Origin of the sequence: Treponema parvum (assembly GCF_017893945.1) — a bacterium.
Lineage (GTDB): Bacteria > Spirochaetota > Spirochaetia > Treponematales > Treponemataceae > Treponema_D > Treponema_D parvum_A.
This window is the reverse complement of sequence record NZ_CP054257.1, coordinates 1,555,622-1,579,260: the sequence shown is the minus strand read 5'-3', so window position 1 is coordinate 1,579,260 and position 23,639 is coordinate 1,555,622. Positions and strand designations below refer to the sequence as shown.

19 protein-coding genes are annotated in these 23,639 nt (G+C 43.4%); 11 read left to right on the top strand and 8 right to left on the bottom strand.

Annotated features, from left to right (window positions below):
• Genes HRI96_RS07025 through HRI96_RS07005 form a run of 5 tightly spaced genes read right to left on the bottom strand, consistent with a single transcriptional unit; the run spans window position 1 to window position 3,919 of the window.
• Window positions 1-525, bottom strand: a complete 525-nt coding sequence (locus tag HRI96_RS07025) for an ATP-binding protein (RefSeq protein ID WP_210118650.1) — start codon at window positions 523-525, stop codon at window positions 1-3.
• Complete coding sequence (locus HRI96_RS07020; protein ID WP_210116683.1) at window positions 509-865, bottom strand: STAS domain-containing protein; 357 nt, start codon at window positions 863-865, stop codon at window positions 509-511. Before HRI96_RS07020 ends, HRI96_RS07025 begins: the two co-directional genes overlap by 17 nt.
• Before the next feature lie 23 nt (window positions 866-888).
• Window positions 889-1,788 carry a transcriptional regulator gene (locus HRI96_RS07015; RefSeq protein WP_210116682.1) on the bottom strand — a complete coding sequence of 300 codons (900 nt, stop codon included), beginning with the start codon at window positions 1,786-1,788 and terminating at the stop codon, window positions 889-891.
• Between the two features lie 13 nt (window positions 1,789-1,801).
• Complete coding sequence (locus HRI96_RS07010) at window positions 1,802-2,533, bottom strand: metallophosphoesterase (RefSeq protein WP_210116681.1); 732 nt, start codon at window positions 2,531-2,533, stop codon at window positions 1,802-1,804.
• A gap of 18 nt (window positions 2,534-2,551) precedes the next feature.
• Complete coding sequence (locus HRI96_RS07005; RefSeq protein WP_210116680.1) at window positions 2,552-3,919, bottom strand: tetratricopeptide repeat protein; 1,368 nt, start codon at window positions 3,917-3,919, stop codon at window positions 2,552-2,554.
• A gap of 129 nt (window positions 3,920-4,048) precedes the next feature.
• On the opposite strand from HRI96_RS07005, the gene HRI96_RS07000 reads away from it, so the two are divergent.
• The 8 genes from HRI96_RS07000 (at window position 4,049) to HRI96_RS06965 (ending at window position 14,566) form a co-directional block, all read left to right on the top strand.
• On the top strand, window positions 4,049-5,566 hold the full coding sequence (locus tag HRI96_RS07000) for a tetratricopeptide repeat protein (protein ID WP_210116679.1): 1,518 nt from the start codon (window positions 4,049-4,051) through the stop codon (window positions 5,564-5,566).
• Window positions 5,567-5,604: 38 nt separating this feature from the next.
• Window positions 5,605-7,371: a sensor histidine kinase gene (locus tag HRI96_RS06995; protein WP_210116678.1), complete on the top strand. Its 1,767-nt coding sequence runs from the start codon at window positions 5,605-5,607 to the stop codon at window positions 7,369-7,371.
• 5 nt (window positions 7,372-7,376) lie between these two features.
• Window positions 7,377-8,564: a response regulator transcription factor gene (locus tag HRI96_RS06990; RefSeq protein WP_210116677.1), complete on the top strand. Its 1,188-nt coding sequence runs from the start codon at window positions 7,377-7,379 to the stop codon at window positions 8,562-8,564.
• A gap of 82 nt (window positions 8,565-8,646) precedes the next feature.
• Window positions 8,647-10,008 (top strand): ABC transporter substrate-binding protein, encoded by a 1,362-nt coding sequence (locus HRI96_RS06985; RefSeq protein WP_210116676.1) that lies wholly within the window; start codon window positions 8,647-8,649, stop codon window positions 10,006-10,008.
• 83 nt (window positions 10,009-10,091) lie between these two features.
• On the top strand, window positions 10,092-11,018 hold the full coding sequence (locus tag HRI96_RS06980; protein ID WP_210116675.1) for a carbohydrate ABC transporter permease: 927 nt from the start codon (window positions 10,092-10,094) through the stop codon (window positions 11,016-11,018).
• A gap of 9 nt (window positions 11,019-11,027) precedes the next feature.
• Window positions 11,028-11,879: a carbohydrate ABC transporter permease gene (locus HRI96_RS06975; RefSeq protein WP_210116674.1), complete on the top strand. Its 852-nt coding sequence runs from the start codon at window positions 11,028-11,030 to the stop codon at window positions 11,877-11,879.
• 4 nt (window positions 11,880-11,883) lie between these two features.
• A complete protein-coding gene (locus tag HRI96_RS06970) occupies window positions 11,884-13,494 on the top strand; it encodes a glycoside hydrolase family 3 protein (protein ID WP_210116673.1) in 1,611 nt (536 codons plus the stop codon).
• 52 nt (window positions 13,495-13,546) lie between these two features.
• Window positions 13,547-14,566: a glycoside hydrolase family 130 protein gene (locus HRI96_RS06965; protein ID WP_210116672.1), complete on the top strand. Its 1,020-nt coding sequence runs from the start codon at window positions 13,547-13,549 to the stop codon at window positions 14,564-14,566.
• 113 nt (window positions 14,567-14,679) lie between these two features.
• On the opposite strand, the gene mutL is transcribed toward HRI96_RS06965, so the two are convergent.
• The 3 genes from mutL to xseA are packed head-to-tail and all read right to left on the bottom strand — an operon-like array spanning window position 14,680 to window position 18,257.
• A complete protein-coding gene (gene mutL, locus HRI96_RS06960; RefSeq protein WP_210116671.1) occupies window positions 14,680-16,740 on the bottom strand; it encodes a DNA mismatch repair endonuclease MutL in 2,061 nt (686 codons plus the stop codon).
• The gene (xseB, locus tag HRI96_RS06955) at window positions 16,737-17,009 is read right to left on the bottom strand and encodes an exodeoxyribonuclease VII small subunit (RefSeq protein WP_210116670.1); all 273 of its coding nucleotides are present in this window, start codon (window positions 17,007-17,009) and stop codon (window positions 16,737-16,739) included. Before xseB ends, mutL begins: the two co-directional genes overlap by 4 nt.
• 24 nt (window positions 17,010-17,033) lie before the next feature.
• Complete coding sequence (gene xseA, locus HRI96_RS06950; protein WP_210116669.1) at window positions 17,034-18,257, bottom strand: exodeoxyribonuclease VII large subunit; 1,224 nt, start codon at window positions 18,255-18,257, stop codon at window positions 17,034-17,036.
• Between the two features lie 60 nt (window positions 18,258-18,317).
• On the opposite strand from xseA, the gene HRI96_RS06945 reads away from it, so the two are divergent.
• The 3 genes from HRI96_RS06945 to HRI96_RS06935 are packed head-to-tail and all read left to right on the top strand — an operon-like array spanning window position 18,318 to window position 23,630.
• Window positions 18,318-20,021 carry a spiro-SPASM protein gene (locus tag HRI96_RS06945; RefSeq protein ID WP_210116668.1) on the top strand — a complete coding sequence of 568 codons (1,704 nt, stop codon included), beginning with the start codon at window positions 18,318-18,320 and terminating at the stop codon, window positions 20,019-20,021.
• Entirely contained in the window at window positions 19,993-20,958 is a 966-nt protein-coding gene (locus HRI96_RS06940) for a hypothetical protein (protein WP_256729178.1), read from the top strand. Before HRI96_RS06945 ends, HRI96_RS06940 begins: the two co-directional genes overlap by 29 nt.
• Window positions 20,940-23,630 carry a cytidylyltransferase domain-containing protein gene (locus HRI96_RS06935; RefSeq protein ID WP_256729177.1) on the top strand — a complete coding sequence of 897 codons (2,691 nt, stop codon included), beginning with the start codon at window positions 20,940-20,942 and terminating at the stop codon, window positions 23,628-23,630. Before HRI96_RS06940 ends, HRI96_RS06935 begins: the two co-directional genes overlap by 19 nt.
• The last annotated feature ends 9 nt before the right edge of the window (window positions 23,631-23,639 follow it).

Below are 23,639 nucleotides of genomic sequence, written 5' to 3'. Positions count from 1 at the left end.
TCATTTTTGGGGATAGGTTTTGTACATAGCAATAGAGTTTCTTTTTTCGTTAAACGCTATTCCTTCGTTCCAAAATTCCAATGCGGCAAAAAGGGCGTTACCTCCGTCATCGGAGGCGCTTTCTTCTGTCTTAAAAGAAACATAGTCTGCGAGCACCTTAAGATCGTTTGCTTCAAGGGCGCGGCGGCGGTTTTTGTTAAACTCGTTCCATTTTTCAAGTTCTTTAAATCCTTCGCCTTCGTCTTCTACGATCAGATGGGCGTGAGAGCTGCTGAAAGAATAATAGACGGTTATTTTTTTTGTAAGATCACATTTATTGCCGTGTTTTATCGCATTTTTTATTATCTCGCATACTTGCTGCTCAAGTATGGCCATCTCTTCGCCCTGAAACGGCGCCGACTGAACTATTAAAAGCGTAAAATATCTGATTCGTCGCCAATCGGACGGAAATTCCTTTTTCAGCATGTTTGTTTTGTCAAACAAGGGATCGTTTGAGTTACAACGGATTTCAGTCATCTTTTTTATCCGGATCGCTTAATTTTTTAACCGCATTATCTACGGTATCGACTATGGGAAAAAATACGTTTAATTTAGTAAGGCTTATAACTTTTTGAACGGAACCGTGCACGTTGGTTATCGCAAGCTGAAGATCGGCTTTTTTTACGGTAGTGCATATATAGATAAGAACTCCGATCCCCGAAGAGTCTATATAATCGACCTTATCCAAATTGATCACAAAAGCCTTTATATCTTTTTCGATCATTTTGGATATGAGATCTTTTAATTTATATGAATTGTACAGATCCATTTCGCCGAGTACGTCAACAATGTATACTTCGCCGCTTTTACGGATAGTCATTTCCATGCTTAAATTATAGCACGGTACCGCTACTTTTTCAAACTTAGATGTTCCATTATGTTTTTTAAACGTTGAAAAAAGCCCATCCCGTATTTTTTCGAAAATTCCGTTACGGTTTTATCCAAAGCATAGTCTTCGCCGAATTTTTTCTTAAGTTCGTCCCAATATTTTATAAACCACACATATAAATCGCTTTGCGTTCTTCCGGGAAAGCGCTTGAGTATGTGTTTTTTACTTATGAGCTGGATGATAGGCATGTATACGCTTTTGTACCAAGACATGATCACGTCCGGCATACTTGTTGTTTCGGCATGGTTTTGATCCATGTAATTTTTATGCGCAAGTATGTGATTGTAAATAACGTCGTATTGACCCGGCGCGGAAAAATCCAGACACCAGTAGTCGGTTATGTCGCCGAAGGCGGTCTCCGAATAAAACACCCGTTTTTCATAGTTTATGACTTGCTTTTTTATCTTTTTATAAGATTGTCCCGGCTTTAATTTTATTTCGGTTTTAAGGCTTACCACTTCCGCGTCTATAAATTCTATTCCCTGGGCTTTTGCCACGGACACACGGTGATTTCCGTCCCTTACAAAATACAATCCTCCGACTTCGTACAGGTTTATGGGCGGCAGAGTTATTCCGCTGTTAATCGCGTTGTCAATACTTTCCCATCTGGATTTTAAATGTAAGTTTTTAGGAAAAAATTCTTTATCGAAATCCCTGTAACGATCTTCGCTTCCGACTATCGATGCCACCGGAACGGTTTTTATGCCCTCGTAGCTTTCGTTTTGCGGTTTTAAAAGTTCTTTTACGTCCGCAAAGGATATTAAAGAAGCTTCGCCGGGATTCAAGAGACTTTGAATTTCATGTACAAGCGCTTTATTATAGGCCTTTGAAAAATCACGGTCCGAGTTCATATCGTTCATATTTAAATTCCCTTTAAATACTTTCAGGCATATCAATTATTATACAGCCGAATGCGTTTACTATGTTAGTCCTGCCGCACAAGGTTTCTCTTTCAGCACGGCTGTCGTAGAGATGTATGTGACCGTGAACCATAAACTGAGGACTGAATTTTTTTATAAACCAGTTATAACATTTAAAACCTTTGTGGCAGTCGTCTTCAAGATCATGTATGTGGCGCGGCGGCGCGTGAGTTAAAAATATGTCGACGTATCGGCCGTAAAGTATTTTATTTATGATCATGCCGGGAATGAGTTTCAGCAATTTTAAAAGCATTTGGAATTCTGTATATTGATTCACTCCGTTGTTGTATCTTATGGAACCGGAAACTCCCGCCATCAAAAGGGGCGTTTTTTTGTTTGTTTTCGCTACGGTTACGGGAATTTCTTTTACACGCAAAATTTTAAATCCTACATAGTCGGCTCCGTGGCCGAATGATTTAAAAACAGTTTGGGTGATGTTTTTTCGGATAGGTAAATCCGGAACGAGAACATCGGCGGATCTGCCGTGATACAGGTGAAATTCGTTCAGGTTGTGATTGCCGAAGATAAAAAACGTAGGCTTGTTCAGCGTAGAAACAATAAAATCTACATAGTCCAGCGGAAGATCTCCTGCGCACAATATTGCGTCTATATCTTTAAATCGTTCTTTAGCGTTGGAACTGTAGACGAGGGGATCGATCTGATCTGACACGCAAAGAAATTTCATTTTATCGTTCCCGAAAGGTTAAATGCTTACCTTTGCCATAAGGGAATCGAGCTTCGCTCTGTCTATTAATTCTATCGGCCTGTTTTCCGCAAAATTTTTTGCCGGCCGTGAGTAGCCCGAGCTTGAAATGATAACCGCTTTGGAACACGAAAGCTCCTTTGCCTTATCAAGCGCCTCTCTTATTATGTTGTCTTCAAGAGTCGCCGACGAACGGTTAAACCACAGCATAAACAGCTGTTTGCGCACATTGCGCCAATCTTCGGAGCTCTTGTCGGTAGCTATTATTTGGCAGCCGTCTTTTATGGCGCTTACCTGCTGGGGACTTACGTTGAGAGCTGAAACGGCTATTTTTTTGCATATTTCAAAAAAATCCGCATCGTTACAGGTTAAATATTCTTTTATAGAATCATTTGTTTGAATATCCTGATATTCGTTGAGCTTTGCGCCAACGTCGCGGAAATTTTTATCTTTTTCGAATATGACCTTCCATTGTTCTATGGCTTTTTCAATTTTGCGCTGTTTTTCAAAACAGGAAGCAAGAAAATAGCGCGCATATAACGTGTCGCGGGAATTTCCGTTCTTTCCCGCATTGACGGCCCGTTCAAAATCCGCAGCAGCATTGTCTAGGCTGTCCGCCAGCATAAAACAGGTTCCGCGCTCAATAAGAGATTTTTGTCTAAAAACCGGATCGCGGAAAGATTTTTCAAAGGCTTTTACCGCCGCTCCGTAATCTTTGTTTCCTTTTAAGATTTTTCCAAGATAATAATAGTTGGAAGCCATGTCGGGATTTATTTGAATGGCAAGATCGATTTCCCTCTTAGCTTCGGCGAGCTGCTTCATGTTGTACAATATAAGACCCAGCGCCGCGTGCGCTTTTTGATGACGTTTATTAAGCGAGATCGCTTTTTGATAAAAACCCAACGCCACTTCCGGATGTCCCTGGTTATCGTATATGAAACCTGCGTTATAAAAATTTTCCGGATTTTTGGGTTCCAGTTTAGTTAATAGAAGATATTCTTTTAGGGCTTCGTTCAAAAGATTGTATTTCGAATAGAGAGCTGAAATTTCCTTTCTGAAGTCGAGTTCGGAAAGCCCTGTGCCGAAGATTGCCGTTTGGTTTACAGTTTTGTATTCCATGAGCGCCAATTCAGTTCTGTTATCCGCAAGATAGGCTTTACCTAAAAAATAATGCGCCATATAATCGTTCGGAGACTTTGCTAGAAGCGATTTTGCCAATTTTATGGCTTGGACGTTCTTTCCCTGTTTTATAAGCTTTTGAATTCCTTCTATGCGTTTGGGAGCCGCAACCGATTTTACTACGAATAAGATCAGTGTTCCTACACCGAAGGCAAGAACTATTAAAACAATTATCTGGACAAGAGCCATAATTCCTCCGAATATAATAGAGTAGTAAATTTATCCGAATATGTCAAATGACGGGTTGGCGGCCGGATTTTTTTGCGCAACGGCAGAACGCGCCGGGGGCACAGCCTTTTTTATACGAGGTATTTGATTGTGAAATGTAAGTATGCAATTTTTGCCGTTTTTTTTTGTGCGGCGGCATGCGTAATATGCGCGCAGGACGGAGCTGCTAAGAGCGAAGGCGAAAAATTATTCCGCCTTAATAAACCCGAAGCGGCAATCTTAGTCCTTGAAAAAGAAATTGAAAAACCCGGCAGCGATCCTGTTTTATACAATTACCTTGGCATATGTTATTATCAGACTGAAAAATATTCTCAAGCTCTTGCGGTTTTTCAAAGAGCGCTTTTGCTGCCGGGCTCCGATCAGTACACGTTGAATTTAAATGCGGGCAACGCGTCTTTTGCTCTAAAAGATTACGAGGGCGCACTTCAATATTTTAACGCCGCCTGCACTCTGCAGCCGGAAAGCGCCGCTCCTGTGCTTAACAGGGCAAATACTCTGCTTAAACTTAAGCGCTGGGGGGACGCAAAAGCCTCTTATGAAAATTTTATAAAGCTGGAAAGCGGTAACGAGCAAACTCCGAAGATAAAAGAGCTCATAGAGCTTTTGGAACAGCAGATCGAAAAAGACCGCCTGGCCCAAGAAGCGCTCGCAGCCCAGACGGAAATGCTGCCGGGGGAACTTGCGATACTTCTTGCCGACAGCGGACAAAATGTGGAATTTGAGCCGGTGCATGAAGGTTTGAATGCGGAGCCCTCAACGCCTCGGTTGTATGAACCCGTAGCCCCTGAAGTAAACGACGCTTCCGGATTATCCAAAGATACTTCATCTTCCGTAATTTCCGAGCCGGTAGAAACGGAACAGCTTGCTTCGGACATGGAAAAGATCCTGCTCGGTTTGGCAAAGGCAGATGCGGCCGAAACCGCCGGCGATCATTCTCGGCCGGAAGAGGAAAAAAACTCGGCAAACACGGAAATTATAGGGGATCAGGACGGGATACTGCTGCCAGAGCTGTTGTCGGGAGGATCGGATCAAAAAAATGCGGACGGCTCGTCTTTTCCGGAAAATTCTGTGCCGCCTGACGGCGCGGCGGAGGAAGGGCCTTTGGAGGATGAGGACATTCTTTTGCCGGGATATCCCCAAAAACCGAAAGGCGATGTGTCCGAACAGCAAGATCCTTTACAAAGACAAGGACGAGCTTCTGCTGAAAAATCCGGCATGATTTCATCATCGGAGCCGAATGCGGCTCCCCAAGCGATAAACTGTTCCGTCGAAGTCCTTACGAAAAAGTTTACGCCCGACGGCGACGGCGTCGACGATATTGCCGAATTTGCTCTTTTTTATAGCGGCGCATCCGAAAAAGCCGATAAATGGGAATTAACGATAAAAGATAAAGACGGAAAAACGCTCAAGACGTTCGGTTCAGGCGGCGCCGTTCCCGAAAAAATTTTATGGGACGGTTCGGGCGACGGCGGAGAAAGGGTGATAAAGTCTTCCGAAAAGTACGGCGTTTTTTTGAATATAATTCCCGATCCGGAGGATGCTCAGCGCTTCGGAGTAAAGGCCGTGAGCGATTCAAGCGAACTTTACACAGGGGTTATGAACAGATGAACTGCATGTAAAGGGGGAATTAGGCTACGGGATTCAAAGTGAAAAATCAGACGGATAAAAAATTGCGTCCCTTTGTTATCAAATATAACATAAAAATATCTTTGGCTTTTTCGGCAGTGCTTTTACTTGCGGTGTTTTTTGTAAAAGTATTCGGTTTTAAAGTCGCTTCTGAAATAATTAAAGAAGACGCTCTTTCTCAAAGCAGCATTCTCACAAAACAATTTTCGGAACGACTTGATGTTTTATTTAATGAGATTGACAGATTGTCGCGTATCGTTCTTATCGATTCTGAAATTCTTAATGCGTTGGATTATAATCTTGAAAAAAATTCCTCGGAATATCTCGGTGTGGACGTTTCCATACAAAACGCAATGAAGCACGTTTTGCTTATAAGAACCGATATAGCAAGAATTTTAGTATCGAACGGTTTCAATTCTTATGCCGCAGGGCCTTATAACTATCTGGGCGACCCCATGGAATTATACGAACTCGCCGATAAATACGGTTTTTTTGAATCGGATGAACTATACACGATAATACCGCCGTCCGTCCGTTTTTATAATCAAAGCGTGTTTTCTTTTATAAGAAAGATCCGCCACTATGACAATCCCAAGGTTATCGGGCTGATAGCTGTCGATATGCGGCTTAACGCCATAGATGAAATTTTTTCCGGAGTCGAATTCGGTGAATCTACGCTTATAATACTTGACGCAGAAGGTAACGCCATCTACTCTCAAGGTGCTCCGCTCGGATCAGGAACCCTTGACCTTATTCGCCCGAAGCTTAAAAAAGGATTTCAGCAATTCAGTCTTACTCTGAGCGACGGTACGAATAACGCCATCGTGACTACGGAATATTCGGATTATTCAAATTTATATGTTTGTGGAATAATTCCTGAAGCGTCGCTTTTTTATAAAATAAAGAAAGGGAATAAAATGTTTAATTGGATCACATTCTTTGTCTTTGCGATTTCCCTCGTATTGATAATTGTGAATTCAAAAGTGATGACGCGCCCGATTCGAGAATTGTTGATGCAGATGAAACAGATCGAAACCGGAAAGCGGGAACTTTTGGCGGTTCAGTCCAACGATGAACTTAAACTTATTGCGGACAGCGCCAATCACATGCTGATTAAAATAATAGAATTAATTAAACGCAACAGTGAAATAACTCTCAGGAACCGGGAAGCTCAATTAAAAATCCTTCAGGGACAACTGGATCCTCATTTTCTTTTCAATACTCTGGAATGCATCCGAATGAAAGCCGTTATAGCCGGAGATCAAGATACCGCTTCGATGATAGAAAAACTTGGAATTTTGTATCGTGCCGTGAACGGCAGCGAACCGTTCATTTCGCTCATGGAAGAAATCGGCTATGTGGAAAATTACATAGCTTTACAAAATATAAGATTTAAAGTTCCTATTGTTCTGTCCGTCGCGGTGCCGCCGATTTTTATGAGCATGGAAGTTCCAAGGCTCATGCTGCTGACCCTCGCAGAAAATTCCATACGGCACGGATTGGGAAACAAAAAGGATAACAGAAACATATCCATCAACGCCGTAATCGATGACGCTAAGACGTTTATATTGACTTTTTCGGACAACGGCAATGGTATTTCACTTGAAAAATTGAAGGAATTGAACGAGAAATTAAAAACGCCTCCCGATAAGGATTTAAACCATATCGGACTAAGAAATTTAAATAGCAGGATTCGCTTATATTACGGAAAATCGTACGGACTTTCCGTAAGCAGCGGTGAAAAAAACGGGACTGTAATACGAATCGCTTTGCCTTGGAAGGTTTGAATAATATGTACAGCGTAATATTGGCAGACGACGAACCTTTAGTTCTTGACGGACTCGAATGTATAATTCCTTGGGAAGAACTCGGTTTTGAGATAAGGGGAAAGGCCTATGACGGAGAAGAGCTTATAAAGCTTGTCGATAAGTATCGTCCTTCCGTTGTTGTTACCGATATTCAAATGCCCGTATATACGGGACTTGAATGTATCTCTAAGATTCGGAATATCAATCCTAAAACGAAGATATTGATTTTAAGCGGATACGCTACGTTTGAATATGCAAAAACCGCCTTGTCGTACGGCATAACGGGATACCTTCTTAAACCGATCAACAGCAAAGAGTTGACAGGTTTTTTAGAGCGCATAAAAGATACGATCGAGCGGGAAGAAAAGCAAAGCGCCTTTCGCGCAATTGCTTTAAATGACATGATGCGGGAATACTTGGACGGAAATCTTCCGGGAAAAACTTTAAAAGACATATTCAGTTTTTTTGAGATAGAGAAAATGCCGTCGTTCTTTGTCCTTGTCGTCATCGAGCCTCTGTCCGTCTTAAGCGAAGACGGCGATAAAAAGAGGTCGGCTGTATATTATATTGAAAATTTGGTAGATAAAACGGGCGCGGGAATTTTTATTCCGTATTCAAACTCTCACATAGTTTTATTGATTTACAATAAAAATTATCTCGATGATGATCGAAGAGCGATTAACGATCTTATAAATGAAATAAAGAATTTTTGCTTTGCAAATTTTTCCATTGAGATAAAAGCGTTTTGTTCAAACGTATTGTCGTTGGACGAAGTGAATGAAGATCTCAAAAGCGTAATCAAATTATGCATAAAAAACATGCAAATTGAATTGAAAAAACACAGCGTAACCGAGTCGATGATCGAAGATATATCAAATTACGTAGAAAAAAATTATTGTACCGTTACGAGAAATTTTGTCGCGGAATATTTTAATATAAATCCTTCCTATCTTTCTCAAAGTTTTCAAAAATACAAAGGTATGTCCTTTATCGACTTCGTTACGGAAGTAAGAATTAAAAATGCGAAGCGGCTTTTACAAACGACCGATATGAAAATTCAAGTTATCGCCGAAGAAGTAGGATACTGCAGTTCACAGCACTTTGCGAAGGTGTTTAAAAAATCGACGGGAATAATGCCCAGCGCGTTTAGAGATAATCTGTTTCAAATCTAACAAAAACATTGTTTCATTCTAACAATATCATCACAGGAGTTCTTTTTGCATGATATAGTAATATCATAACAAGGAGGCGAATATGAACAGATATTCAAAATTTATTCTTAGTCTCACGGCTTTTCTGTCGGCTTGTTCAATGTTGTTTGCCGCAGGAAGCAGTGAGTCTGCAAAAGGATCCAAAACGACGGAAGTGAAGATTTGGGTAAGACAAAGCGGCCCTGACGCCGGGTATGATGCTATTATAAGCGCATTCAACGAGGCTAATCCCGACACTCACGTAAGTTATGAGTATTACGGTGAAAACTATCCTTCGGTAGTCCAAATGGGTTTTGCCAGCGGCAACGCGCCCGATATAGTAGAAGCCAGCACCGGCATAACCGTCAATGATCTTGCAAAGGCAGGTAATATTATTCCTCTTACGGATGTTTTGACGCCCGATCTTGTTTCAGGCCTTCATCCCAATGCGTTTTCATCTCTTTCTTTACAATACAAGGGAGAACCTTATTCCGTCCCTGTCAGAATCAGCGGATACAGACTTTATTACAATCGAGACATTTTCAAAAAGTGCGGTCTCGATCCTGACAAACCGCCCAAGACGTTGGAAGAGTTAAGGGAATATGCAAAGATAATTACAAAGGAAGGCAAGGGGGATTTTTACGGCTTCGGACTTCCCCTCGGAGTTAATCAGATTTGGGAAAGGGTTATAGACCCAATACTCATTGCTCAAAACGAATGCGGAAGATACGGATACAATGTGGACAAGAACAAATATATGTTCGAAACCAATAAGCGTTTTTTTAATTTTTATATCGATCTTATGAAAGACGGATCCATTTTTCCCGGATATTTAACTATGGGCATAGACCCGCTCAGAGCAAATTTTTATGCGGGAAAGGTCGGCATATATATTGAAGGAAACTGGATGGTAGGACAATTTCCCACGCAGTTCAAGGGAAGCTGTAACTATGACATAGCGCCGCTCCCTGTCTTTGCAGGCGAAGTCGCCGATAAGTACTGGGCAGAATCCGGCCTTGCGTGGTGCATTACCAACGGACCTAACAAAGAAGCTGCAAAGAAATTTTATGCTTTTTGGCTTTCTCATCAGGAACTCGCAAATCAGTTTATGCCGGTACCCAGAACATATTTAGCTGCAAACAGACCTGAAAATCTTCCCACGGATAAATTTGATATAAAAGGAATAAAATACGGTTTTAAAACGGACGATCTAACGATTCCTTACTTCGAACCGCACTATTTTATAGTTCTCGAAGGAGAAAACAGAAACCGGGTATTCACAAACCTTTTTGCCGAAGCTACGCAGGGAAGTGATATTTCAAAGAAACTTGATGCCGCTATCGACGATCTGAATAAGCGATATAGCGATGCGTTTAATAAAGCCTTAAAAAGCGGCGCAATAGATCCTTCGTGGATAAAAAAATAAAAATAAATAACGGACTGCCCGAAAACTTCAACTTTTGGGCGGTCTTGTTGATTTATATGCGTGTTAAATAAAAAAAGGAACCTATGAGACAGCTTAATTCTTCGGAACAAAAAAATGTTATCATAAATTCGCTCAAAAAGCATGCCGTTCAGTATCTAATGATCATGCCGACGGTTGTTTTGGTCTTGCTGTTTGGAATTTATCCTATAATTTATATATTGTATTACAGTTTTATGCAGTATAACGGATTTTCCGATCCGATATTTATAGGCTTGTATAATTATTCGCGGGTTCTTTTTGACACATCGTTTTGGATTTCGGTAAAAAATACATTGGAATTCGGTATACTTATTCCGCTGGTGCAGATTCCGTTTGCGCTTTTTCTTGCCGCCTTACTAAATAAAAAATTCAAAGGGAGCGGAATTGCAAGAGCTGTCATATTTGTTCCCAATATCACAAGCACCGCGATAATGGGGATTGTGTTTTTTTTAATGTTCGCTTCTTATAACGGTATAGTCAACGGCCTTTTACAGGCGTCTCATATTATTCTAAAACCCATAGAGTGGCTCGGAAAAGGAAGTCTTGCAAAATTGGTAGTGGTTGTTTTTTGCACGTGGAGCGGAGTGGGTTTTTATATGGTTTTATTCCTCGCCGCGCTTCAGCGAATTCCTTACGATGTGATTGAAAGCGCCACCATTGACGGTGCAAATTCCAGACAGATTTTTTTTAAGATAACCGTTCCGATGATGGGAAAAATGTTTCAAATCATCTCAATGCTTTCCATTCTAAACACGTTAAAGCTTTTTGATTCCGTAAAAGCGCTTACGAACGGCGGCCCCGGAAACGCTACCGACGTGATGACGATGTACATATTTAGATATTTTTTCGAAAACCCCGGTACTCCGCAGCACGGGTACGCATCCGCCGTAAGCATAGTGACCACATTTATAATACTGATTGTTACGGGCGTATACAGCTATTTTACAAGAAAAATGAAAGATAGCGAGTAGGAGTTCGATATGATAGAAAGCAGAGCGAAACGTATCGTTTCAAAGATATTGATCTATTTTATCCTTACGATTGTCATAATATTTATAGGATTTCCTCTCGTATATGCGTTCGGAGGCTCATTTAAAACCATCAACGAATTTCTTGTCGGCGGAACAAAGATTTTTCCCGATGTGTTTCAATGGAAAAACTATACTAACGCATGGAAACATGCGAATTTTGCCAGGTACACGTTGAACAGCATATCTTTTTCGTTGTTTTCGGTAATAGGAACGGTTATTACGACCAGTATGACAGGATACGTTATGAGCCGTTTTAATTTTCCAGGAAAAAAAGCCCTCACTTTTACATTTATCGTCATGCTTTTTTTGATAGGCGCCGTAACGCTTTATCCTATTTTTTTGCTTTGCAATAAGATGAGGCTTTTAAATTCAATTTGGGGAATGGTGATTGCGGAGGTCGCTACGCTCCAGCCGTTTTATTCGATTCTAATTATGGGTTACTGCGACGGAATACCGAGGCAGATCGACGAAAGCGCAAGAATAGACGGCGCAAGCACCTTTCATATATACACAAGAATAATACTTCCGATAATAAAACCCATATTGGCGACGGCCGCAATTCTTTCATTCAGGGATTCATGGAATAATTACATGATGCCTCTTGCCTTTACCATCGCACAGCCGAAGTTGCGCACTCTTACCGTGGGCGTTGTCTTATTGAAAGATCAGGGAGACGGCGTAGCAGCTTGGAATACAATGTTGGCCGGCACAATAATGAGCATACTGCCTATTTTAATCGTTTACTTGTTTTTTAACAGATACTTTATAGAAGGTATAACACAGGGCGCAATCAAGGAGTGATTGTATGAAAAAGCTTGTATCGCTGAATATCGAAGAGCTGAGCATTGATCAAAAAATCGGTTTAATGCTTTTTATGAGAAATCCGATAGACGCTGAAGATTTGGATTTTACTTTGGATATGATACGCAATCATAGCCTCGGCGGAATACATATTTCCTTTAGATATGTTCACGAAAACTATTATTGCCCGGGAGAAAAATACCTTCTTGAAAAAGTTTTAGAAAATGCGGATTACCCGATTTTGATCGGCGACGACATGGAATACGGATTCAATTACGGAAATATTGAACTTCCGTATCAGATGGCGGTTGCTTCAACCGATAGCTTAAAAATTGCGTATGAATACGGGCGCATAACTGGGGTGGAAGCAAAAAAAGGATTTTATAATACCGTTTTCGGCCCCATAATGGATATTGCCGCCTTACCGTTAAGCAGCTGCGTAGGAAGCAGGGCGTATGCCGACACTAAAGAAAAAGTGTCAAAGTTCGCCGCCGCAACAATAAAAGGTTATCAAGATCAGGGAATGGTGGTTACGGGCAAGCACTATCCGGGATTCGGATATTCCCCAGTAGATTCTCACATAGGAATGGTTTACTTGGATGCCGATGAAAAAACTTTGATAGACCGCGAGCTTTTTCCTTACCTTGAAGCGATAAAAAGTGCGGATTTGTCCGGAATAATGGTCGGTCATATAATGGTTCCCAAGATAGATCCAAAATATCCCGCAACTCTTTCTAAAAAAATAGTCGACGTAATACGCAATCAGGGATACGACGGTCTTATGATAACGGACAGCTTCGCCATGATCGGGCTGACTAATACATTCGGGCTTGAAACATGTCATCAGCTTGCAATGGCTGCCGGAATAGATATGGTTCTTACAAGTTATAGAATCGGCTGTAAAGAAGCGTACACATATATGCTGGACGCATATAAAAAAGGAATTGTAAGCGAAGAACAGATCAATGAAGCCGCAAGGCGAGTCATAGCGGCGCAAAATCGCACATTAAAAAAACCGGAGGCGCCCGAAATATCGGAAGAAGATAGAGCCGCCGTTCTTCAAATGAGCGTTGATGCCGTTACCGACGTAAGAAAGGAAGGCGTTTCTTCAAAACTTTTAGACGGAGAGGATTTGCTTTTCGTATTTCAAAAAGGTAACTTATATGAGGATTTCGACACGGGAGAGTTAAAAAAGGAAAGCTATGATTTTACGACCTTTGAAAAAGAAATAAAGAAAAACTATCCCAAAGCGTCTATCGTCTATCTTCCTGAATTTCCTGCTAGAAATCAGCAGGAAAGATTTATGGCAACTACGATGAACTATTCTAGAATAGTTATGGTGCTCGCCACCAAAAACGAATCGTATAGGGGAACAAGCGATATCCCCAGAAGAATGCTTTCGATGATGGAAGGCCTTGAAGCCAAACTGGTGTGTGTTATTCTTTCAGGCTGTCCTTATGCGTCTCGTGAATTTATGTATGTTCCCAGAATAATTTATGCTTATGACGGCCAATTATGCCAAAAAACAGCGGTCGACGTACTCTCGGGCAAAAAGAAGGCGAGGGGAATCCTTCCTATCAACCTCGTCGAGAGAAAGATAATGATTGAAGAATGATGTGTCATAATAATTTACGATAAATTACCGGGTTTAATAAAAGGGGTAAGGCATGCCTGCTATGACCGATTATCACAGTTTTTCACGTATAAATCGATATTTGAATGGGAAGCCCGTATTGGACGCATCCATGGTTCCGTACGAAGCGCAATTGGTTTTTAACGCGGGCGTTGTAAAATTCAACGGAGAATACGTAATGCTCTTTCGGGACGATTACGGATATATAGATGGGCCTTCACGATTTATGGGAGGGAACAAGTTCAAAGGAACCTGTTTAGGCTTTGCCAGAAGCAACGACGGATATGCATGGAAATGCGATGCGGAGCCTTTTTGGAGCGCCGAAAAACTTTCCGATAATGAAATATTCAGAATATATGATCCCAGACTGACTGTAATAGAAGACAGATTGTATTTATGCTTTGCAGCAGATACGTATCACGGGCTCAGAGGCGGGATAGCTGAGATTTCAAAAAATTTAAATAGCGTTACGATAATCAGCTTGTCGCTTCCCGATAACCGAAACATGGTTTTGTTTCCGGAAAAAATAAACGATAAGTATTATCGTTTGGAACGCCCCATGCCGGTTTATTCCCATGACGGAAAAGACTGTTTTGATATATGGATTTCAAATTCTCCTGATTTACGATACTGGGGAGAAAGCTCTCTTTTGTTGGGGCTGGAGTCGATTCGTTACGCAAATGACAAGCTTGGGCCCGCCGCTCCTCCCGTAAAAACGGATAAAGGCTGGCTGACGCTTTTTCATGCGGTTCATAAGGACACTTTAAGAGGTAAAAACGGTTGGGAAGAGAAATGGCAAAAGTGCTACATGGCCGGAATAATGCTTTTAGACTTACAAAATCCTCAAAAGATAATCGGTTTTTCAAAAGAGCCGCTCATAGTGCCCGAAACGCATTGGGAGGTTGACGAGGGGTTCAGAACCAACGTCATATTTCCTGGCGGAATGATATTGGAAGATAATGATGAGGTAAAAATTTATTACGGGGCAAGCGATACGGTTGAGTGTTTGGCTACGGCTCAATTGGAAGATCTAATCTCTTTATGTACTTGTTAAGGTTATAGAGAATTTCAATTTCCGATTCCGAGACTGCTGTTTTCATGCGCATTTTGCGCACACTTACAGCCGCGAGTTTTTCGAAACCTCAAAGTTAAATTGAGCGGTGCGTTTTATGTGCGTTTTACAAGGTTGAAAAGTTCCGCTTTCGTGATGGCCGCGTATACCGGCCTTCCGTGCGGACAGTGAGGATCTTTAAGTTCCAGAGCGGAAACGGCTAAGGCTTTTGCACTTGAGTCGTCAAGGATGTATCCGTCTTTTACAGCCGCCTTGCAAGCCGTCATCGCCGCTAATTTGGAAATGAGTTCGCTTGCGTCGATTCTTTTTTCCAAGAGCATACGCGTAAGATCTTCTTCCGTGCCTCGCCAGCGTTCCGGAACCGAAGAAATTTCCCAGCGCCCGTCGCCGCAGTTTTTTGCGGAAAATCCCGCGTCGTTCAATTTTTCCCTTATGCGCTCCATATATGCGTCTTCCTGAACCGACTGTGTTTCTACCACGTACGGAACAAGGAGCGCTTGGGATCTTCCCTGCGAAGCCATAATTTTGTCATATAATATGCGCTCGTGAGCCGCATGCTGGTCGATCATGTAAAGAATGTCGTTTTTTTCGGCAAGCAGGAACACTCCGAGCGCCGTGCCCAAGTATCTAAGGCCGCCGGAAAATTGGCCGATCGGCTCGTCGGACAATTCTCTATCCGAAGACCGGCTGCCATGCCCGCTTTGCAATCCGCCGCTGGAATAACTGCTGTTCGAAGAACCGTCTCCAGCGGTGCCGTCATTCGTGCCGTTTACCGCGCTGTCTGCGCCGTCGGTATTTTCGCTGAACCTGTCATCGCCAGCGGCGCCGCCGTCCGCAGCCGCTATGGCCGCAAGCGCAAGCTGTTTAGGGCTTTGGTTTGAAATTCTATATCTCGGCTCACCGGTTTCCGTGTTTTTCGTATCCGATAGACCGGCTTGTGTTTTCAGATCGTCCAGAAGCGCTTCGTCTACGCTGTAAAAGTCCGGCGTCTTTTCAAAAGGGTGTTCTTTCGTAGCTCGCGAGCTTGCATAGGAAGGAGAAAAAAAGCGGGATCTTATGTCTTTCGCGGCAGAAAATTTTTCTGAAAATTCTTCGGAAAGTTCTTTTTGTATCGGCTCTGAAGCTGACGTTACGGCTTTAAGCGTGTATTGACGGAAAAAATTTTTTACACAGGAGCTTACGGCGTGGTGAAGTTCCGATATGTCGCGAAATCTCGCTTCTTTTTTTGCAGGGTGAATGTTAAAATCCACAGATTCCGGGGCTATCTGCACGAAAAGCGAAGCGGCTGGATGTGTCCCGTTTGGAAAATATCCTTGGCAGCCGTATTCAATTGCTTGAACAAGGGAAAATTCCGATATTTTTCTTCCGTTTACGTAGATAAAGATAAATTTTTTATCCGGACGCGAAACCGACGGTTCTCCTATGATCAGTTTAAAAGTAAAGTCGCTTCCGCTTCCTTGAATTTCATAAAAAAGTTTTTCGTTTTCACGGATAGAATTTGCCTGAATAAAACGTTCGGTAAGACTTTGCCCAGAGGGCAGATCAAGTTTTGTCTGTCCGTCTACGGTAAGCCTGAATGCAATTTCCGGTTTGGGCAGCGATTTTTCAATAAAAGTGTTTTTACACATAGTAGTTTCCGAAGCAGGGCGCTTTAAAAACACCCTTCGCGCCGGAAAATTTTCAAAAAGCGCTTCCGACTGGACTATTGTGCCCGAAACGGGCTGAATATCTTCTATTATGTGATCTTCCGTAACCGAAGCTCTCAACCTGCTTTTGCCCGACATTATGCTTAAGCGGCTTACGGCTGCGATCGAAGCCAGAGCTTCGCCCCTGAATCCGAGCGTTGAAAGATGCAATAAGTCGGTCTCCGTCTGAATTTTGCTTGTGGCGTGGGGTCTGGCACAGTGTAAAAGGTCTTCTCTCGTTATTCCCGATCCGTCGTCTATCACTCGGATCTTGTCTATACCTCCGCCTGAGAGCTCTACGGTTATGGAATTTGCCCCGGAGTCTACGGCGTTATCCATAAGCTCTCTCACTATCGCGTTAGGGCGGTCTATAACTTCTCCCGCAGCGATCTTTCTGGCAACTTCCGCATTTAATACCCTTATGGGGCGGCGTTTTGCCGTTTGCAAAGATTTGTCTTCTTTTTCGCTCATCTGCGCGTTCCGATTTCCGGCGCGCCGGAAGTTCCCGTAGTATTGTCGGTATCCGAAAAAAGATCCAGTTCAGGTTTGACTTGAGCGGAAGGTTCATTCATAAGGATTTGTATTTTGCCTTCGATTTTTTCAAGCTCTTTTTCCATGCCGCGTGCAAGTTTTATTCCTTCTTCAAAATTTTTTAATGCATCTTCAAGCGATATATCAGTTTGTTTAATATCCGCAGTCAATTTTTCAAGTTTGCGTAATTTTTCTTCAAAATTATCCATGTTTTACTCCAATATGACGGAAGCTCACCCGTTTTTTATGGCCGTAACTTCCGCCGTAATATATCCTTGTGCCGGAACTATTTCAATTTCCTGCCCCAAGGCGGTATCGTTGCCGCTGCGTATGATCTTTTGAGTTTGTTTATTTCTAACCATCGCGTATCCCCGCGCGAATATGGTCTTCGGGCTGGCTCCTTCCATGGTGTTCACGCAATTTTCAATAAAGATTTTCACGTCTTTTATCTTTTGCTCCATGTTGGAGATGAGAGCGGCCTTTGCCGCATCAAAGCGCGCGAGAAGCGGCTGCTCGATATTCCGCAGCTGAAGCTCCATGCCGTCCAAGCTGTACGACCGCAGGATAAGTCTTATGTGTTCGATTTTATTTTGGACGGCGGCTTTAAGTTCTTCTTTGAATCCTTGTATATCGTTTAGAATATCGCTTTTTTGCGGAATCACAAGTTCCGCTGCGGCTGAGGGAGTCGGAGCCCTTATGGACGCGGCGTAGTCGCACAGCGCCCAGTCTATTTCATGCCCTACAGCCGATACTATCGGGATTTCGGATGCGGCGACTGCGCGGACAACTTCTTCGTCGCTGAAAGGCAGCAAGTCTTCAAGGGAACCTCCGCCGCGGCCGACTATGAGCGTGTCGCACATTTTATATTCGTTTGCAGTTCGTATCTGTCTTGCTATCGATTTTGCCGCGCTTTCTCCCTGCACCAGAGCGGGAAGTATAATTATGGAAATGGAATCGTTCCTACGTTTGGCTATCTGAAGAATATCGCGGAGGGCGGCTCCCGTAGGACTCGTTACGACCCCGATCCTTTGAGGAAAAAGCGGCAGCGGGCGTTTTTTCGACGTGTCGAAAAGTCCTTCCGCCGCAAGCTTTTTTTTGCGTTCTTCAAGCATTTGAAGAATGTCGCCCGTGCCGGACGGCTCCATGAACGATATTACTATTTGATAATTTCCGCGTGCCGCATAGACTGTGAGTTTTCCCGTGCAGCAGACTTTCATTCCGTCTTGGGGAATAAATGAAAGCTTTACGGCAGCGGAGCGGAACATTACCGCGCTTATTTGCGAAGAAGCGTCCTTTAATGTAAAATACACGTGACCGGAACTGCTGGGACGGTAATTTGAAATTTCACCTTCAAGTTTAATCGCGCCCGGCGAGATATTTTCAACTGCGGCTTTTATGATGTTCGTAAGAGAAGTAACGGTAAATATTGTGTCTGGAGCAAACGGCAGTGAACTCATGATGCTTAATTTTATACATTCAAATAATCTTGTTCAACCGTAATGCCGATATTGGAAGAGATGAAAAATATAGTTGTATTGTTTGCGCCGTCCGTTTCTCTGCACATGTTTGATAAAAAATTCGACGGTCTTTCTGCCTATGAAAAAGCCCTTCTTTGGGCAAAAGATATTCCGGATCTTGCGGGAATTTTTATCTTTGCCGACGGTAAAACAAGCTCCGCCTGCGCCGAGCTGAATAAGAAAAACGAAATGAGCCGAATTTCAGTGGTTGAAAAACCTTCGTGGACGGTATCGTCTCTGCTGCATTCCATGCATGAAGCCTGCCGCAGCTCAAACGCACAGAATATAGTTTATGCGTGGGCCGATTGCCCTTTTTTAAACACGACTCTCACTCTGGAAGTGATCAAAACACATTCCGAATATATCGCCGAATACACCTTTGCCGACGGTTATCCCTACGGCTTCGCTCCCGAACTTATAAACTGCGACACAGCCGCGATCATAGAAAAACTTTCTTTAAGAAAAGACATTCCCAACGCTGCAGGCGATAATCCCGTTTCAAGGGACTCTATTTTTTCCGCTATGAAGACTGACATAAACGCCTTTGAAATTGAAACAGTGATCTCGCCCGTCGATTGGCGCATGTATAGGCTCAGTTTTCACTGCGCGTCCAAAGAAGGACTTTTAGCGTGCTTGAAGTTAGCCGAAATTTCCTGCGGTAAGGGCGGCGTAGAGGAAACTGCTGCCGACAAGGCTGTAGACAGGAACACAGGCGCGGAAAACACCGATAAAAATTTTTCCGCTAAACCCGCCGGCACCGGTGCTTTAAGCGGTGCGTCCGCGGAAGAACTTTCAGAGATGGCGTGTAAATGCGCCGGAATACTTCGCACCGTTCCCGGCTTTTACAACATACAAATCGAAGCAAAATCCGGAAGCCGCTGCGTTTACAGCCCTTATGACGATGTCCTTGAAAAAACAAAAAAGAAATTCGGAGAAATGCCGCTTGAAAAGTTTAAGGCTCTTGTAAAAAATATAGCGGATTTTTCGGAAAATGCGGTTTTGTCGCTTTCTCTTTGGGGAGAACCTCTTTATCACAAGCATATTAAGAATATTGTAAGCGAAGTTTTAAAATATCCGGGGCTGTCCGTCTTTATTGAAACTACCGGAGACGGCCTTTCCGAAACGCTCGCAGCTCAGATAGCCGAAATTTGCGGCCGCTGCGCTCCCCGCACGAACGGTTATGAGCCTGTGATGTGGGTTGTTCTTTTAGACAGCGTCACAAAAGAAAAATATAAGGAAATTCACTTTGCCGACGGATTTGAAGCGGCGTTGAATGGCATAAACATTCTTTCAAAATATTTTCCGAAATCCGTGTATCCGCAGTTTGTGCGCATGGACATAAACGAGGATCAGCTTGAAGCTTTTTACCGGTTTTGGAGCGCTAAAGACAGTCCCTCGCACGGAAACCTCATAATTCAAAAATACAATTCGTATCTCGGGCTTTTGCCTGAAAGAAAACCTTGCGATCTTTCCCCTGTGGAACGTTATCCCGACTGGCATCTCCGCCGCGACATGGTGATCTTATCCGACGGTTCCGTTCCGCTGTATAAAGAATGCATGTTTGACGATATAATCGGAAACGTTTTTGAAGAACCTCTGGAAGTTATCTGGCATAAGAGCGACCGCCTTATGGAAGATCAAATAAATAAAAAATACGATAAGATATCCGGAACATATGATGAATACTATACCTTCAATTTTTAACGAACGGCAGATAAATATGACCGTCCTGGGCGGAACGGAATCCATGCCCGGCGTAAAAATGAATGTTTCCGTTGTGCTGATAAATTCCTTGGGCAGTCATTTTCGCTTGCAGATGCTTGAAGATCTCATGAAATGCGGTTTTGCGTCGATTATTTCGTTTGAACCTGATCCCGACAGCTATAACATCGAAGAATTCGTTTCGGCTTTTCCCTATGTGCGTTTTATCGTTCCTCTGGACAAGGTGACCGACGGGGACCTCATAAATATCGGAATAGGCGAAAGCCTTGCGGATCACGTGCTTGTCATACGCGACAGTCTTAAAATAACTCCTTCCATTTTAACTTCAAACCTTGCCGAAAACATCATCGCGTCGTCCGGAGCTTGCTGCATAGTTCCGCGTCTTGTTTCGTCCGACAGGCAGGGACTTCCCGTTCGCTTTATACCGTTTGCGGAACACGGCAAATTCCGTGTCGAAACCGAAGCCGCCGTAAGTGACGGAATTCCGACCTTGTATCCTTTTAACTACATAGGCTTGTATAACAGGCGAAAATTTATGCAGCTGGGCGGATTTGATTACACAATAAATTCTTCATATTGGCAAAACCTTGACATGTCGTTCAGGTCATGGCTTTGGGGTGAAAAAATTTGCGTTTCTACCGCTTTTCAAATTGAATATGCTCATGAAATTCCGATAGAAGACAGAACGCCCGATATGTCTCAGCTGCGTTTTTATCTTAAAAACCTTGTCCCTCGGTTCAAATTCGATCACGGATATGTTCCTTTTTCATCTTTTCCGGCATACCTTGTCAACTCATGCTGCGGCTTTTTTGAATCGCGGCGGCAGTTTGCCGAAGCTAAACGCTGGGTATTTAAAAACCGGTATAGATTTAAAACCGATGCGCTTGAGCTTATAAAAAATTGGAATACGGCAAAATGACGGTAGTGATAGTTCAGTGCCGCCTGTCTTCTTCACGCCTGCCCGGCAAAGCGTTAAAAGAGCTTGGAAATAAAACCGTACTTGAATGGGTTTTAGCGGCGATGAAAAAAGTAAAAGCCGACGATTATTATGTGGCGACCGACGAAGCTTCCGCTCCGAAATTGATCGACACGGTAAAAAAGTGCGGCTGGAAAATTTTTTCAGGGCCTCTTGAAGACGTGCTTAAGCGTTTTTGTCTGCTTATAAAAAAAATCAACGCGGATGTAGTTCTTCGCGCCACGGCGGATAATCCGTTTTTGTTTTACGAAGCCGCACAGTCGCTTTTACAAGAATATGAAACCTGTGCCGCGTCCGGCTTGTGCGACTACATAACTTGGACGGGGCTTCCGCACGGTTCAGGCGTAGAAGTGTTCAACGCTCACTCGCTTCTAAAAGCTGAAGCTTTAACCTGCGAACCTTACGACAGAGAACACGTAGGGCCTGCTTTATATAATCATAAAGATAAATTTAACTGCGTTTTCAAACCCGCTCCCGCGCGCTGGGCGTTCCCGCAATTGCGCACTACGATAGATACCGCAGCCGATTATGTTCGAAGCCTGCTGCTTGTGCGCAAAATTTCAGGCGGAGAACAGCCTTCGGCGCCGTATACTGCAGAAAGCATAATAGAAGCTTCAAACAGTCCTTTTGTAAAAAATATGATCTTATGCGTTCCCTGTCTTAAAAAGGGCAGGGGAACGGGGCACTTGAGCAGGTGCCTTGAAATTGCAGTAAAAACCGGAGCCTGCGTTTACATTGCTAAAGATGCAAGCCTTAAAGAAAAAGACGTTTTGATTGAAAACGCGGTTTCAAACGGACTTTCGCCTTACCAGATAATTTCCGAGCTTCCGGAAAAAGGCGAATTCAGCCTTGTCATTACCGACTCCTTTTCGCTTGAAAAAGAACTCGCGCAAAAACTGTATCTTCTTGCGCCCGTGGTTTCTTTGGACGAAGGTTCTTCAAATACGGAATATTGCGATTATCTTTTAGACATTATTCCGGGAATAAAAAAAACATCTTCGGCGAACCGCATTGAGTACGGTTTTATCAATCTGCCTAAAAACAGGCGTACCGGCGGCCGCTGTGCGGATGGATCTCAAATAGAGACCGTATTGATTTCAATAGGAGGCGAAGATCCCGCAGGCCTTTTGATCCCCGCTGCGATCGCATTCGCGGCCGCAGGCAAAAGTGTAACCGCAATAGGCGCCGATATATTTACGCATGCCGAACGCATACCTAAAGAACTTTTACCTTGCATAACCTTATCGGAGCCTGTAAAATTTTTGCGCGAAAAACTTTACGAATACGATCTTGTCGTAACCCATTACGGTCTTACGGCGTACGAGGCGGCGGCGGCAGGCTGCGCCGTCCTTTTGCTTCCGACTTCTTCTCTTCATGCCGCTCTCGCAAAGAAATACGGCTTTGCCGGCTTAAAAAGCCGCCGCGTTTCAAAAAAAGCGGTTCTTGCGGCTCTAAAAGATACTTCTCATCTTTATCCTTCCGTAAACGCCGGACACTGCGCCGCGCCGCCGGAAACATTCGTCGATTTTGTGTCGGCTCTTCGCGGCGGCAAACGTCTTTTTTGTCCCGTATGCGCGTCTTTTGAATTTGACCGGGGAGTCGATCCCGTTGTGGCCCGCGCAAGCGATAAAACGTTCAGGCGCTGTAAGAGGTGCGGAATGATCTATATGTCGTATACTGTCGCTTCCGATAAAAACTATACGAAAGACTATTTTTTTGACCAATATAAGGCTCAGTACGGAAAGACTTACCTTGAAGATTTCGCTTCGATCAAAATGCAGGGCGTGCGGAGGATCGGCGTAATAGATTCGATTTCGAGACACGGCCGGCGGAAGCGGCTATGCCGGAATCTTTACAGCGCCCTCAACGATCCGCGGCAAAGCGATTGCAATGACGGCTTCTCTAGCGATCCGCTGCATAGCAGCCGCCCCCTGCTGCTTGACGTGGGCTGCGCTTACGGGCCGTTTTTATCCGCCGCGGCGGATAAAAATTGGAATGTCTTCGGTACCGACGTCTCGCCGGATGCGGTAAATCATGTGCGGCAAAAACTCAAGTTTCCGGTATCCTGCGCTCCCTTTCCGGATTTTGATCCTACGGCGGAATTCGGCATAAATTCTTTTGACGCCGTCACTATGTGGTACGTAATAGAACATTTTAAAGAATTGAAAACCGTCTTTAAAACCGTATACTCTATTTTAGAACCGGGCGGGATTTTTGCGTTTTCCACGCCGTCCGCTTCAGGCGTTTCAAGGCGCTTTAATCCGAAAACCTTTTTTGAACAAAGCCCGTCCGATCACTATACCCTGTGGGAACTTGAAAAGGTAAAAAGAATAATGAAAAAAGAAGGTTTTAAAGTCGTAAAGATCGTTTCTACGGGGCATCATCCGGAGCGTTTTCCGGTTTTAAAGAATATGGAAAGTAAAAAGAACTGCATTTTCAGTTCGCGTGTGTATAAGGCGGCGTATAAATTTCTCTTACTTGTAAGCCGCATTTTCAGTTTGGGCGACACGTTTGAAATTTATTGCAAAAAAATAAAATCGACAGCTTCGCCTCAGAGTTGCGGCGAAACTTCAAGCGGTACCGGGGTGTTGAGCTCCGGCAAGGATAAACTATAACAGGTAGAA